Source organism: Demequina sp., assembly GCF_047975725.1.
Lineage (GTDB): Bacteria > Actinomycetota > Actinomycetes > Actinomycetales > Demequinaceae > Demequina.
Map to the genome: position 1 here is coordinate 22,067 of NZ_JBKEED010000012.1, position 13,943 is coordinate 36,009.

Consider the following 13,943-nt stretch of genomic DNA (forward strand, 5'->3'; position numbering starts at 1 on the left):
ATGGCTCAGTCACGTTCCACGAGCACGCGCCCCAAGGCGCCCGCGTCGCGCGGGAAGTCGTCTGGCAACCGTGCGGCGCCGCAGAAGAAGCCCGCGCCCGCGGTGCTTCGAGGCGTCGCCGCGGTAGGCCGGGGGATCTCCGGTGCCATCGGCGGAGGCGTGCGACGCATCGGTCATGGAGCGCATGAGGTGAGCCCTGACGTGAGGCGAGACGGACTGGCCATCGGCCTCGTTATCGCCGCAATCCTGATCGCGGCCCGCGAGTGGTGGGGGCTTGAATCGTGGGCCGGCACCGCCATCCACTGGGTGGTGGCCGGTACCTTTGGCGCGCTCGCCGCCGCCCTGCCGGTGGCGCTGATCGCCTTTGCGGTGCGCCTGTTCCGAGCGCCGCAAGAAGAACAGGCCAATCACCGGATCACTCTGGGCGCTGTGGTGCTGGTCCTCACCATCGACGGGCTGATCCACATCTCGAGCGACTTGCCGCGACCCCAGGATGGGCTCGAGCACGTGCAAGACGCTGGCGGAATGCTCGGATACCTGGTGGGGACGCCGCTCGCATGGGCGTTGACCGCTCCGCTCGCCGTGATCGTGTTGGTGCTGCTGGCGCTGTTGGGTGTGCTCATCATCATCGGCATGCCGCTGCGTGAACTGTTCGCGCACGCGCGCGCCCTGGTGGATCGCGTGCGCGGCAACGACGAGGCGGATGCCGACGACTACCTCGACCTGCCCGAGCACCGGACCCTTGAGCGTCCAGGCACAAGCGGCAAAGGCAAGCGCTCGCGGGCCTCGGACGACCGCACCGAGGTGCTTGAGGCGTCGCCCAAGCACCGTCGCCGCTTGCTGGGCCGGGGCAAGGCCGAAATGGAACAGGACGCCGCGCTTGATGCTTACGAGGCCGACGAGGCCTTTGCCAATGCCGCGAGTGTGGACCACAGCGAGTTTGACGAGATCATCTCGCCGTCGGCGCCCTCGCTCGCGACTCCCGCACACGGCAACGCGATGGCCGGCACCGAGGTCCTCTCGACCAGGCCGTTGTCGCCCTATGACCCTGCTTCGGAAGACGTCGACACGGCGCCGTTCGATGTGTTGGTAGACGAACCGGGCGAGCGCACGGCGCCGCCCACCACCACGATCGTGCCATCGGGGGAGCAGGGGCAGTTGGAGAACTCCAACCCGTACGTGCTGCCCAGCCTCGAGGTCCTCGCCAAGGGTGCGCCGCACAAGACGCGCTCGGCCGCTAACGACAGGGTCGTGGAAGCTCTCACGGCCGTCCTCGATGACTTCGGTGTGGATGCCACAGTGACCGGCTTTACGCGCGGCCCCACGGTGACCCGCTACGAGGTCGAACTGGGCCAGGGCGTCAAGGTCGAGCGCATCACCAACTTGTCCCGCAACATCGCCTACGCCGTCGCGAGCCCCGACGTGCGCATCCTGTCTCCCATCCCCGGTAAGTCCGCGATCGGCATCGAGATCCCGAATGTCGACCGCGAGACGGTCTCGCTGGGTGACGTGCTGCGATCGCCCGCGGCGGCCAAGAATGATCATCCCATGGCCATCGGTATTGGCAAGGACGTCGAGGGTGGCTTTGTGCTCGCCAACCTCGCCAAGATGCCGCACCTGCTTGTCGCGGGAGCCACGGGCGCCGGAAAGTCGAGTTTCGTCAACTCGATGATCACGAGCATCTTGATGCGCGCGACGCCCAACGAAGTACGCATGGTCCTCGTGGACCCCAAGCGCGTCGAGCTCACCATCTACGAGGGCATTCCGCACCTCATCACTCCGATCATCACCGACCCCAAGAAGGCCGCGCAGGCCCTGGAGTGGGTGGTGAAGGAGATGGACATGCGCTACGACGACCTGGCGATGTTCGGCTACAAGCACATCGACGACTTCAACAAGGCCGTGCGCGCTGGCAAGGTGAAGCCGCTGCCGGGCTCCAACCGCCGCATCACCACGTACCCGTACCTGCTCGTGATCGTGGACGAGCTTGCGGACCTGATGATGGTCGCGCCGCGCGACGTCGACGAGTCGATCCAGCGCATCACCCAGCTTGCCCGTGCCGCGGGCATCCACCTGGTGCTGGCCACCCAGCGGCCCTCGGTGGACATCATCACGGGAACCATCAAGGCCAACGTGCCCTCGCGGCTCGCGTTCGCGACCTCGTCGCTCGCCGACTCCCGCGTGGTGCTCGATATGCCGGGTGCGGAAAAGCTCATCGGCCAGGGCGACGCGCTGTTCCTGCCCATGGGGGAGTCCAAGCCCATGCGTGTACAGGGTTCGTGGGTGAGTGAGTCGGAGATTCACGCGGCGGTCGAGCACGTGAGGAACCAGGCCAACCCCGAGTACCGCGAAGACGTGACTCAGCCGCAGGGTGGTGCCGCCGTGGTCGCCGAGGACATTGGCGACGACCTCGAGGACCTGATTCAGGCCGCCGAGTTGGTGATCACCACCCAGCTGGGGTCGACCTCGATGCTGCAGCGCAAGCTGAAGATGGGCTTTGCCAAGGCTGGCCGCCTGATGGACCTGCTCGAGACCCGTGAGATCGTGGGCCCTTCGCAGGGCTCCAAGGCGCGTGAGGTGTTGGTCACTCCCGACGAATTGGTCTCTACCCTGGCTATTCTCCGGGGTGCGTCACCCGCTACCGTGGAGTCTCCTGCGTTCGATGACGAGTCTGAGGGAGAGGCATGGGCGGGGTCGTAGAGCTGTTCGAGCAGCCAGTTGTCGCTGTCTCGGCTACCCTGCTACTCCTGCTGCTGGCGGCCCTCGCCTTCTACTTCTTCTGGCGTTCGCGCCGCGCACGCGAGTCGCGTGACCTCACCCTGACCCGTGAACGCCACTTGCGCGGTCAGTTCGAGGCGGTGCTGTCCTCCGCGCGCGACGGGGTGCTGATCATTACGCAGGCAGACGAGATCGCCCTGATCTCTGACGTGGCCGCCAATATTCTTGGCGTCAACAAGGCCGATGCTGTGGGCCTGCCCATCGCCAGGCTCAACCTGCGCGCCGTCGACGACCAGTTGCGACCCATTCTTCTGCGCGAGGCCTTTGGCGTGGGCAGGACGGATGACCGGCCGCGCATTGCCGGTGTTCCGGGGCGGCGCGGCAGCGACGACATCCGCTGGGTGCAGGTGCGCTCGCGGGTGGTGCCAGATGGGCTCGACGACGGACCGGTCACCGTGGTGACGATGATGGACACGTCTGGTCTGCGCGAGGCTGCCGAGGCACTCAACCGCTCCGACGCCCAGTTCCGCAAGGCCATGGAGAACGCCCCCGTGGGCATGGCGCTCGTCGACCTTGAGTGGCGCCTCATGGAGGTCAACCGCGCGTTCGCGGAGATGATGGGGTCCACGGTGGCAGCGCTGCGCGGTACGCCGTTCTCCGCACTGAGTCACCCGCAAGATCTTCACGCCGAACGTGATCAGTTGCGCCGGCTCTACGACGGCCATTCCAACCGCTTCACCGTTGAGAAGCGGTACGTGCGCGCCGACGGCAACGTCGTGTGGGCCGTGCTCGACGTGGGCCTCGTGCGCTACGCGGGTGGCGCGCCGGACCACTATGTGGTGCAGGTGCGCGACTCGACCGATGACCGCATGCACTCGGAGCTCATGGCACACCGCGCCATGCACGACCCGCTGACGGGCCTGGCCAACCGCACGCTGTTGCAGGACGTGCTGCAGAACGTGCTTGAGCAGCCCGATGCCGATTCCCGCGTGGGGGTCATCGCCGTCGACCTCGATGGCTTCAAGGGGCTGAATGACCGCTTTGGCCACGCGATGGGCGACAACGCCTTGGTCCACGTGGCGGGAGTGCTGCGTTCGGCGACCGCGGGCCGCGGCACCGTGGCGCGCATTGGCGGTGACGAGTTCGTGATCGTGGTGCAGGACCCCGACTGCTCCAAGGCACTCTTCGATATCGCAGGGGCCATTCACCAGGGACTCAAGCGCCCGGTGCAGGTCAAGCGTCACCAGATCACGCTCCACGCGTCCGTCGGCATCGCCATGGCAGACGAGGAGAGCTCCGCAGGCGGCGCCCCGAGCCTGTTGAGCGCCGCCGATGCCGCGATGTACCGGGCCAAGTCCACGGGGAAGTCCCGCACGGAGGTCTACGAGCCTTCCATGCGCACCACGTCGGACGCGCAGTCGGCCCTGGCGACCGACCTCGTGGCTGCCATTGAGGCCCGCCAGTTGGTGCTGCACTACCAGCCCATCCTCGAGCTGTCGACGCGTACCATCGTGGGCTACGAGGCGCTGGTGCGCTGGCAACACCCCACGCGTGGGCTGTTGCTGCCGTCGGCGTTCCTACCGCTGATCCAAGACAAGAACCTCTCCGTGGCGCTGGGCACGGCCCTGGTCGACCAGGCCGCAGAGTTCCTCGCCAATGGGCCCTCGTCCACCACCTGGGTCTCGCTCAATGTGAGTGCCGACCAGTTGGGCGACTCGGAGTTTGCTGACCGCGTGCTGAGCGCGATCGGCCGGTACCACCTGAGCCCCCAGCGGCTCGTGGTCGAACTCACCGAAGCCTCGCTGGTGGCCCCGAACACCCGAATTCGGCATGAGCTGACCGAGCTGCGCAACGCCGGGGTGCCGATCCTGTTGGACGACTTCGGTACCGGCGTGTCCCCCCTGAGCTATTTGCGCGACCTGCCGGTGTCCGGCGTGAAACTCGACATGTCCTTTGTGGCGGGCATCCCCGAGGACCCCGCCGGTGCGCGCGTGTCGCGTGCACTGGGCGCCTTGGCCCGCGAGTTGGGTCTCGCGACCATTGCTGAGGGCATCGAGACCGAAGCCCAGGCCGAGTTCCTCGCGGGCTGCGGCTGGCGCTATGGCCAGGGCTGGTTGTTCGGCGTCGCGCAGCCTCCCGCGGCAGTGGGCGAGTCCCGCCCGCAGTTCACCACCAGCCTGATCGACCCGCGCCCCCAGGAGCATGACGCCGCCTTCGCGGAGGACCGCCTGCGCTGAGCCCCCTCGGGTTACTCGCCGCGGGGCTGAACCGTGACTGAGTCTGCGAGCTTCACCGGCACCGTGGTGCGTTCGGACGCTTGCTCTCCCACCGCATCGGCCACCCGCTGGTGTCGTGCCGCGGCCTCGGACGCGGTGAGGTTGCCTGCGCCGCTGGCGGTGATGTCGCTCAGCACGTGCATGGTGTGCGAGTCACGCCTGTCGACCGTGGTCGCGGTCCACTCCACCGAAACGTCGACGTCGCCCTCGGGGGTGACTGTGATGGTCGACGTGGTCAGGTAGCCGGAGTTGGTGTCGGCGACGCAGCACTGGGTGTCCTGGTTCGACAGGAAGTTGCCGTGGCCGAACGCCGCCCACATGCCCTCACCCTGCGGGCCGCCCTCGAGCCGTTCGATGGGCTGTGGGACGTGCGCGTGGTGCCCGAGATACAGGTCAACGAGGCCCGAGGCGGCGATCTGCTCGACAATCGAGCGCTGCGCGTCGGTGGGCGCAATGCGGTACTCCACGCAGCAGTGCACGGAGGCGACCACCACGTCCGCGCCGTCGTCCCTCGCGCGTTGGGCGGCTTCCAGGATGGGCTGCACGTTGGCGGCATCGGCGTCGAAGGTATCGACGGCCCACGGCATGCCGTCGGGCTTGGGCAGCCCATTGAGTCCGTAAGTGAACGAGATCGAGGCGACGTCGACTTGCCTGTCGCCCTCGGTCACCGTGTACATCTGGGTCGACAGCTGCTCGTCCTGCGAGCGGGCGGTGCCCGAATGCCCGAGCCCGGCCTCGTCGAAGTCGTCCAGCGTGGTGCGCACTCCGTCCCAACGGCGGTCGACCGAGTGGTTCGAGGCGAGCGAACAGCCGTCCCAGCCGTCGGCGGCGAGTGCCGTCACGAGTTCACCGGGGGCTCCGAACATCGGGTAGCCGCTGGGAGCCGCACCCTCGGGAACGATCGGCACCTCCAGATGGCACAGCGCGATGTCTGCCCCGTCGATGTAGGGCCGTACCAGCTCCGTGAGCGCGCCAAAGTCGTAGGTGTCGCCACCCGCGCGTAGCGCCGAATTCAGGACGGGGCTATGCGTGAGGATGTCGCCGGCGGCCACCAACGTGAACACGACGTCCTGCTCGGGTTCGGGGGAGGGCGACGCCGGTGAGGGCGCCGCGGAGGGCTGTGCCGTGGGCAGGGCCGATGCGGTGGTGGTCGGGGTAGTGCCCGTGGGGGCGAGGGCCGACCCACTGGGCTCGGCGGGGGCGGGCTTCGACAGCGCCCACCCGGCGGCCCCGATCGCGATACCGACCACGGCTGCGGCGGCAAGCGACGCGAGCAAGCGCGGGCGTCGGTGGTCGGCGGCAGCATGGCTCGGCATGGCGCCCATTATTCCGGCACCGTGCTGGTGCGCAGACCAGGGGTGCGGAGTGACCCGCGCTGCGCCGAGTAAGGTTTGGGGTGTGAGTGCAGCCGTCCCCAATATCCTCACCGCCGCACGCATTGCGGCTGTGCCGTTATTGGTGTGGCTTCTGCTCGTGGATGGCGGTGATGACGGCCCGCTACGCTGGTGGGCCCTGGCGATCTTCGCCTTTGCCGCCGTCACCGACTACTGGGACGGCTACCTTGCGCGTCGGTGGCAAGTGGTGTCGTCCTTCGGCAAACTTGCCGACCCGATCGCGGACAAGGCGCTCGTGCTGGGCTCTCTCGCGTGCCTCGTGTATGTCGACGGGGTGCCGTGGTGGCCGCTCGCGGTCCTCATCGTCCGCGAAGTCGGCGTCACGCTCGGCCGGCTTGCCGTCGCGGGAGACACCGTCATCGCCGCGTCGATGGGCGGAAAGCTCAAGACCGTCCTGCAACTCGGCGCGCTTCTTGCCTACATGGTTCCCGGCATGCCGGCGTGGGTCGATGTCGTCGCGTGGTGGTTGCTGCTCGCCGCCGTCGCCGTTGCCGTGGTGACTGGGGTGGACTACGGCAGGCGGATCGCCGCCGCCGCTCGCTCGCAGCGGGCCCAGGGAGTCGAACTGCACGACCAGGGCCTGTGACCAGGCCGGAGCTGGCGCCGCGCGCGAGCGCCTCGGAAGTGCTCGATGCCGCGAGGCAAGCGGGGCTATCGATCGCCACCGCCGAGTCGCTGACGGGAGGCTCGGTGTGCCACGCACTGGTCAGCGTGCCGGGCGCATCGGCCCATGTGATGGGTGGCGTGGTGGCGTACGACGCGAGCGCGAAGGTGCGTGCCCTCGGCGTCGACGCCGAGGTGATGGCGGAGCATGGCGTCGTGTCGGAACCGACGGCGCTTGCGATGGCGCGGGGCGCATCGGCCCTTCTGGGAGCGGATGTCGCCGTGGCGACCACCGGCGTGGCGGGACCCGAGCCGCACGGCGGCACGCAGGTGGGCACCGTCTGCATCGGCGTGTGGGGGCCCCGAGAGGGAAGCGCCGTCACCCTGGTGTTCCCCGGCGACAGGGTCGCCGTGACCGATGCGGCACGTACCGTGGCGCTCGGCATGCTGCGCGACCGCCTTGCTGAGTACGCCTCTGGTTCAGCCGTGCGCTGAACGGCACGCGCGGCGCGTGGACCGAGGGAACATGGCTGGGGTACCCTGCGTTAGACGTGACGTGAGAGACTTCAGCGCCACCCAGGGGAGGACCCGCATGCCTGTGCTGCGTAACGAGATCGGTGATGTGCTTCGTGATGCCCGCTTGACGCAGGGCAAGACGCTGCGCGACATCTCGTCTGGCGCGCGCGTGTCGCTCGGCTACCTCTCGGAGGTCGAGCGAGGACAGAAGGAAGCGTCATCCGAGCTGCTGGCCTCCATCTGCGAGGCGCTTGACGTGCCCATGTCCGCGATTCTTCGTGAGGTGTCCGACCGCTTCGAGACGGCCGAGGCCCTCGAGTCGGTGGCTGTGATGCCGATGATCCCGGACACGGTTCCCGAGTTGCTGGGCCAGGTGCGCACCCGCTAGTGCGCCATAGCCAGTTCTGGTCGCTGATTGACGACGTCTTCGGCGACGCCTACTCACGGACCCTCGCGCGCGAACTCGCGCTCGACGCCATGTCCAGCCGCACGAGCGTCCAAGCGCTCGACGACGGCGAGGATCCGCGCGACGTGTGGCATGCCTTGTGCGACCAGATGGACGTGCCACTCGAGCGCCGTGACGGGGGAGCCCGCGAGCGGACGGTGCCGCCTCCGCGGTGACGCGACACGCCGGTTCGCTGCGCTTTCCTTCGAACATTCGTTCGATTACGCTTGTCACAGGACGGTGCGCGGTACGGATCTCCCCTGTGTTGAGGGTCCTGATCGCGTCAATGTCAGAGGGGCGTCATAGCGTCGTCCTCGGTAACGACAGAACGCGGCGGCAGCGCCGTTGACGATGGGAGACGACATGGCACAGGCAGCCGATCGCAGCAAGGCTCTTGAGGCGGCGCTGGGACAGATCGACAGGCAGTTCGGCAAGGGCTCGGCGATGCGCCTGGGCGAGCAGAAGCGGGTCGCCGTCGAGGCCATCCCCACAGGCGCGATCGCGCTCGACATCGCGCTCGGCATCGGCGGGCTTCCCCGTGGTCGCGTGGTCGAGATCTACGGCCCCGAGTCCTCGGGTAAGACGACCGTCGCGTTGCACGCCGTGGCGAACGCGCAGCGCGCGGGTGGCACGGCGGCGTTCATCGACGCCGAGCACGCGCTCGACCCCGAGTACGCCAAGAAGCTCGGAGTCGACACCGACAACCTGATCGTGTCGCAGCCCGACACCGGTGAGCAGGCGCTCGAGATCGCCGACATCCTGGTGCGCTCGGGCGGCGTGGACATCCTCGTGATCGACTCGGTGGCGGCCCTGGTGCCCAAGGCCGAAATCGAGGGCGAGATGGGTGACAGCCACGTGGGTCTGCAGGCGCGACTGATGTCGCAGGCGCTGCGCAAGATCACCGGTGCGCTCAACCAGACCGGCACCACCGCGATCTTCATCAACCAGCTGCGCGAGAAGATCGGCGTGTTCTTCGGCTCGCCCGAGACCACCACGGGTGGAAAGGCGCTGAAGTTCTACGCCTCCGTGCGACTCGACGTGCGCCGTATCGAGACCCTCAAGGAGGGTACCGAGCCCGTCGGTAACCGCACCAGGGTCAAGGTCGTCAAGAACAAGATGGCCCCGCCGTTCAAGCAGGCCGAGTTCGACATCCTCTACGGCCACGGCATCTCGAAGGAGGGCGGCATCATCGACCTCGGTGTCGAGCACGGCTTCGTGAAGAAGTCGGGTGCTTGGTACACGTACGAGGGCGACCAGTTGGGCCAGGGCAAGGAGAACGCCCGCAACTTCCTCAAGGACAACCCGCAGCTGGCCGACGAGATCGAGAAGAAGGTCAAGACCAAGCTCGGGATCGGCGTCGCCGCTGGCGAGGGCGACCAGTCCCCGGCCATCGCGCCCGAAGACGAGCCCAAGGCTTCGTCGAAGTCGGCCAAGGAGCGCGCGACCTTCTAGGCCCCGCGCTCACCCATGTCCCCACGCGCTCGGCAGGAATCCTCCACCACGACACCCGAGGACCCTGCCGAGCGCGCGCGGGAGATCGCGTTGCGCCTGCTAACGCACTCCGCGCGCTCGACTGCGCAACTTCATGACGGACTGACCTCACGCGACGTCGACCCAGGCGTCGCCGACGAGATCATCGCCCGCTACATCGAGGTGGGCCTGCTGGACGACGCCGCGCTGGCCGCCACCATCGCGCGCACGCGACATGCCGAGCGAGGCAGGTCGCGTCGAGCCATCGCACAGGAACTGCGGCGCAAGGGCTTTGAAGCCGACCACATCGAGCGCGCGATCGAGCAGATCGATGACGAAGACGAGCACGACGCGGCACGCGAACTGGCTGCCAAGCGTTGGAAGTCTCTGGAAGGCCTCGACGACCAGGTGCGCACGCGCAGGGTCGTGAGCATGCTCGGTCGCCGGGGCTACGGCCCCAATCTCGCCTTCGCCCTTGTGAACGAGCTGCGCCGTGCCGATACAGCAGACGACTAGCATGCCCTGAGAACGGAAAGGGGAGCGCGTGCCTCAGCTCATCGCGACAGTGGCTACTTTGATCTTGCTCCTGGTGTCCACCTTGGTGGTGCACTTTGCTAGGCGCGAGGCGGCGGAGATTCGCCGCGCCACGTCGGCCGAAACGCAGGGGATGCGCGAAGAGGCCCGCGACCTGGTGTCGGAGGCTCAGCGGCGTGAAGAGCGGGTGGCACAGCGCGAGCGTGATCTCGCTGCGGATCAGCGTGCTGCTCAGAAGTTTCAACGCACTCTCGAAGAGCGCGCAGGGGTGGTTGCGCGTGACGAGAAGCGCCTGACTACCCAGCGAACCGCGCTCGCGGAGCGCGAGCGCGAGGCGCTCGCTGACCTTGCTGGCATGACTCGCGAAGAGGCGCGCGAGCAATTGATCCAGGACGAGGTGCGGGGCGCCAAAGATGCTGCGATCGTCGAGGTGCGGCGCATCGAGCGGCGTGCCAAGGAGGACGCTCAGCGGCGGGCGCGCGAGGTGATGGTCCAGGCGATGCAGCGCCAGACCGGCGAGGTCGCCTCCGAGTCCTCGACCACGTGGATCGACTTGCCAAGCGAAGAGATGAAGGGCCGGATCATCGGCCGCGAGGGACGCAACATTCGGGCGTTTGAAGCGCTCACCGGCGTCAACGTGATGGTCGAAGATGGCGTCAACGCGGTGCAGCTGTCTTCCTTTGACGTCGAACGGCGCGACATTGCCGAAGTCACCCTGCGCGACCTCATCGAGGACGGACGCATCCAACCGCAGCGCGTCGAAGCGGCCTACAGCCGCGCGGTGGCGGACACGGAGCAGCGCCACGTCGATGCGGGGCTCGATGCGATCGAGAGCGCGGGAGTCAGGGGCGTGCCGCACGATCTCGTGGCAACGCTCGGACGGTTGCGGTTGCGCACCTCCTACGGACAGAACGTGCTCGCCCATCTGGTCGAATCGGCTCGGCTGGCGGCAGATATCGCACGCGAGATTGGCGCGGATGTCGAACTCGCGCGCCGTGCAGCGTTCCTGCACGACATCGGCAAGGCCTTCAGCCACGATCGGGACGGCACCCACGCGTCGATCGGTGCGGCGCTCGCCCGCGACCACGGCGAGAGCCCCGAGGTGGTCAACGCGATCGCGGCCCACCACGATGAAGTCCCTCAAGAGACGCTTGAGGCCGTGATCGTCCAGGTTGCCGACGCGCTGTCGGCATCGCGTCCCGGCGCCCGCCGTGACGACGTGGACGGCTACGTGGAGCGCATGGAGAGCCTCGAGCACCTGGTGGCTGACCACGACGGAGTCGTCAAGGTGGTCGCCATGGCCGCAGGGCGCGAGGTGCGGGTAGTCGTGGAGCCCGAGACGGTCGACGACGAGGGCACGCGCGACCTGGCGCGTACAATTGCTGAGCACATCAGCAAGGACTTCAGCTTTGCTGGAGAGATCAAGGTGACCGTGATTCGCGAACTGCGAGCGGACGCCGTCGCAGGGTAGGTATGACTCACATCGCACTCGCGCCCACGTACGTCGTCAAGACGCTCGGGTGCCAGATGAACGTCCACGACTCCGAGCACATGGCCGGCCTCTTGGAGGGCGCCGGCTACGTCGCCGCGCCGCTGGGCGATGAGGTCGCTGACGTCGTGGTCATCAACACCTGTGCCGTCCGCGAGAACGCGGCCACGCGCCTGTACGGCAATCTAGGCCAACTGGCGTCCATCAAGGCGCAGCGTCCGGGCATGCAGATCGCCGTGGGGGGCTGTCTTGCACAGAAGGACCGCGGCGAGATCGTCGAGCGCGCACCGTGGGTCGATGTCGTCTTCGGTACCCACAACCTTGACGTGCTGCCCGTGTTGCTCGAGCGCGCGCGTCACAACGCCGCCGCGCAGGTCGAGATCGAAGAGTCGCTTCAGGTGTTCCCGTCGACCTTGCCGAGCAGGCGCGACGCGATCGCGTCCGGGTGGGTGTCCATCTCCGTGGGCTGCAACAACACCTGCACGTTCTGCATCGTGCCGTCCCTGCGTGGCAAGGAGCGTGACCGGCGCCCGGGCGAGATTCTCGCCGAGGTGCAGGCACTCGTCTCGCAGGGCGTGATCGAGATCACGCTGCTGGGGCAGAACGTGAACTCCTACGGTGTCGAGTTTGGCGACCGTGGAGCGTTCGCCAAGTTGTTGCGTGCCTGCGGTGAGGTCGAGGGCCTCGAGCGGGTGCGGTTCACCTCGCCCCACCCCGCGGCGTTCACCGACGACGTCATCCTTGCGATGGCCGAGACCCCCAACGTGATGCCCAGTCTGCACATGCCGTTGCAGTCGGGATCGGACTCCGTGCTGCGTGCCATGCGCCGCTCGTACCGTTCTGCGAAGTACCTGGGAATTCTCGACCGCGTGCGCGAGGTCATGCCCGATGCTGCGATCACCACCGACATCATCGTGGGCTTCCCCGGGGAGACGGACGAGGACTTCGAGGACACCTTGAGGGTCGTTGAGGCGTCGAGGTTTACCTCCGCCTTCACGTTCCAGTACTCTCCGCGCCCTGGCACCCCGTCGTATGAACTCCCCGAGATCCCTGCGGACGTCATGAAGAAGCGGTACGGCCGCCTTCACGCCCTGCAGGAGCGCATCTCGCTCGAAGAGAACCAGCGCCAGGTGGGCCGCACGGTCGAACTGCTCGTGCTCGACACGGACGGTAAGGCGTCCGGAGGCCGCAAGGACGCCGCGCAGTCGCGCCTCTCCGGCCGCGCCCCGGACAACCGCCTGGTCCACTTCACCGTGCCCGACACGGCCGCCAAGGCCCGCCCGGGTGACCTGGTGACGGTTGAGGTGACGCATGGCGCGCCCTACCACCTCATCGCGGACAGCGGCATCGCTGGGGGCACCTACGAGGTGCGGCGCACCCGCGCGGGCGACGCATGGGACAGCGTCCAGGCCGGGGAGCACGATCACGGCACCGGCGGATGTGGATCGTCCTGCGGTACCGGCGGGGCGCCGGCCACGCCGGGAGCCCCGGTGGGACTCGGGATGCCGACCCTGCGCCCGGCCACGGCCTGAGCGGCGCCGTGAGTACGCCAGGCGCGGCCGCATCGGCCGTCCGTTCCTCGCCTGCCATCACGCTGGTGGGCGCGACCGCGACCGGAAAGTCGGCGCTGTCTCTCGAGATCGCGCAGCGCCTCGGCGGAGAGGTTGTCAACGCGGATTCCATGCAGTTCTACCGCGGCATGGACATTGGCACGGCGAAACTGGCCATCGAGGAACGTCAAGGGATCGTTCATCACCAGCTCGACACGCTTGACGTCCACGAGGACGCGTCGGTGGCGCGTTACCAGCGTGAGGCAAGGGCGGACATCGACGCCATCCACGCGCGCGGGGGCCGCGCCGTCGTGGTGGGCGGCTCGGGGCTGTACGTCCGCGCACTGCTGGACCACTTTGAGTTTCCGCCGACGGACCCTGAGGTGCGCGCACGGCTCGAGGACCGTGCCGAGCGGGAGGGCCCCGGGATGCTTCACCGCGAGTTGGCCGCGGCCGATCCCATCTCTGCCGCACGCATTCCCGCGCAGAACGCCAAGCGGATTGTGCGGGCCCTCGAAGTGATCGAGCTCACCGGACGCCCGTTTTCGGCGACCCTGCCGACGCATGAGTACGAGATCCCTGCCGTCCAGATCGGGCTAGCCATCGAGTACGTCGACCTCGACCCCAGGATTGACGAGCGCGTGGAACGCATGTGGCAGGCGGGGCTCGTGGACGAGGTACTCGCGCTCGAGGCGCAGGGCCTGCGCGAGGGTGTCACTGCGCGCCGCGCGGTGGGCTATGCCGAGACGTTGCGTCACCTTGATGGGGAACTCGACGGCGCACAGACGCGCGAGTTGATCAAGGTCAACACTCGACGCCTGGCACGGCGTCAGGCCAAGTGGTTCCGTCCCGACGTGCGCGTGCGTTGGATTGCCGCCCCCCGCTCCCTGGACGACGTGGCGAGGGCCGCGTCGGAGGCGATCGCCGCCGCGCAGGCCTGAGCGGCGA

General features: G+C 67.9%; 12 protein-coding genes. 11 read left to right on the plus strand and 1 reads right to left on the minus strand.

Features of this window, described 5'->3' with window-relative positions; genetic code table 11:
• Window positions 1–2,700 carry a DNA translocase FtsK 4TM domain-containing protein gene (locus ACK5NO_RS03870; protein ID WP_416811352.1) on the plus strand — a complete coding sequence of 900 codons (2,700 nt, stop codon included), beginning with the start codon at window positions 1–3 and terminating at the stop codon, window positions 2,698–2,700.
• On the plus strand, window positions 2,685–4,955 hold the full coding sequence (locus tag ACK5NO_RS03875) for a putative bifunctional diguanylate cyclase/phosphodiesterase (RefSeq protein WP_416811353.1): 2,271 nt from the start codon (window positions 2,685–2,687) through the stop codon (window positions 4,953–4,955). The genes ACK5NO_RS03870 and ACK5NO_RS03875 overlap by 16 nt, the downstream gene beginning before the upstream one ends.
• Window positions 4,956–4,966: 11 nt before the next feature.
• Here ACK5NO_RS03875 and ACK5NO_RS03880 read toward each other — a convergent pair whose 3' ends face one another.
• Window positions 4,967–6,310 carry a CapA family protein gene (locus ACK5NO_RS03880; RefSeq protein WP_416811354.1) on the minus strand — a complete coding sequence of 448 codons (1,344 nt, stop codon included), beginning with the start codon at window positions 6,308–6,310 and terminating at the stop codon, window positions 4,967–4,969.
• Between the two features lie 82 nt (window positions 6,311–6,392).
• On the opposite strand from ACK5NO_RS03880, the gene pgsA reads away from it, so the two are divergent.
• From pgsA to miaA, 9 genes are all read left to right on the plus strand, one after another.
• On the plus strand, window positions 6,393–6,974 hold the full coding sequence (gene pgsA, locus ACK5NO_RS03885; RefSeq protein ID WP_416811355.1) for a CDP-diacylglycerol--glycerol-3-phosphate 3-phosphatidyltransferase: 582 nt from the start codon (window positions 6,393–6,395) through the stop codon (window positions 6,972–6,974).
• Window positions 6,971–7,486 (plus strand): CinA family protein, encoded by a 516-nt coding sequence (locus tag ACK5NO_RS03890; RefSeq protein WP_416811356.1) that lies wholly within the window; start codon window positions 6,971–6,973, stop codon window positions 7,484–7,486. The genes pgsA and ACK5NO_RS03890 overlap by 4 nt, the downstream gene beginning before the upstream one ends.
• A gap of 97 nt (window positions 7,487–7,583) precedes the next feature.
• Window positions 7,584–7,895 carry a helix-turn-helix domain-containing protein gene (locus tag ACK5NO_RS03895; RefSeq protein ID WP_416811357.1) on the plus strand — a complete coding sequence of 104 codons (312 nt, stop codon included), beginning with the start codon at window positions 7,584–7,586 and terminating at the stop codon, window positions 7,893–7,895.
• Window positions 7,895–8,128, plus strand: a complete 234-nt coding sequence (locus tag ACK5NO_RS03900) for a DUF3046 domain-containing protein (RefSeq protein ID WP_416811358.1) — start codon at window positions 7,895–7,897, stop codon at window positions 8,126–8,128. Before ACK5NO_RS03895 ends, ACK5NO_RS03900 begins: the two co-directional genes overlap by 1 nt.
• A gap of 187 nt (window positions 8,129–8,315) precedes the next feature.
• Window positions 8,316–9,404: a recombinase RecA gene (gene recA / locus ACK5NO_RS03905; protein WP_416811359.1), complete on the plus strand. Its 1,089-nt coding sequence runs from the start codon at window positions 8,316–8,318 to the stop codon at window positions 9,402–9,404.
• Window positions 9,405–9,419: 15 nt separating this feature from the next.
• The gene (locus ACK5NO_RS03910; protein ID WP_416811360.1) at window positions 9,420–9,938 is read left to right on the plus strand and encodes a regulatory protein RecX; all 519 of its coding nucleotides are present in this window, start codon (window positions 9,420–9,422) and stop codon (window positions 9,936–9,938) included.
• 28 nt (window positions 9,939–9,966) lie between these two features.
• On the plus strand, window positions 9,967–11,427 hold the full coding sequence (rny, locus tag ACK5NO_RS03915; RefSeq protein ID WP_416811361.1) for a ribonuclease Y: 1,461 nt from the start codon (window positions 9,967–9,969) through the stop codon (window positions 11,425–11,427).
• A 2-nt stretch (window positions 11,428–11,429) separates the two neighbouring features.
• The gene (gene miaB, locus ACK5NO_RS03920) at window positions 11,430–12,977 is read left to right on the plus strand and encodes a tRNA (N6-isopentenyl adenosine(37)-C2)-methylthiotransferase MiaB (protein ID WP_416811362.1); all 1,548 of its coding nucleotides are present in this window, start codon (window positions 11,430–11,432) and stop codon (window positions 12,975–12,977) included.
• Between the two features lie 8 nt (window positions 12,978–12,985).
• Window positions 12,986–13,936 carry a tRNA (adenosine(37)-N6)-dimethylallyltransferase MiaA gene (gene miaA / locus ACK5NO_RS03925; protein WP_416811363.1) on the plus strand — a complete coding sequence of 317 codons (951 nt, stop codon included), beginning with the start codon at window positions 12,986–12,988 and terminating at the stop codon, window positions 13,934–13,936.
• Window positions 13,937–13,943 lie beyond the last annotated feature (7 nt).

Coding starts and splice junctions, on each gene's coding strand:
- miaB (WP_416811362.1), top strand. CDS start 11,430: ATGACTCACATCGCACTCGCGCCCACGTACGTCGTCAAGACGCTCGGG.
- ACK5NO_RS03895 (WP_416811357.1), top strand. CDS start 7,584: ATGCCTGTGCTGCGTAACGAGATCGGTGATGTGCTTCGTGATGCCCGC.
- ACK5NO_RS03875 (WP_416811353.1), top strand. CDS start 2,685: ATGGGCGGGGTCGTAGAGCTGTTCGAGCAGCCAGTTGTCGCTGTCTCG.
- recA (WP_416811359.1), top strand. CDS start 8,316: ATGGCACAGGCAGCCGATCGCAGCAAGGCTCTTGAGGCGGCGCTGGGA.
- ACK5NO_RS03910 (WP_416811360.1), top strand. CDS start 9,420: ATGTCCCCACGCGCTCGGCAGGAATCCTCCACCACGACACCCGAGGAC.
- ACK5NO_RS03870 (WP_416811352.1), top strand. CDS start 1: ATGGCTCAGTCACGTTCCACGAGCACGCGCCCCAAGGCGCCCGCGTCG.
- ACK5NO_RS03880 (WP_416811354.1), bottom strand. CDS start 6,310: ATGCCGAGCCATGCTGCCGCCGACCACCGACGCCCGCGCTTGCTCGCG.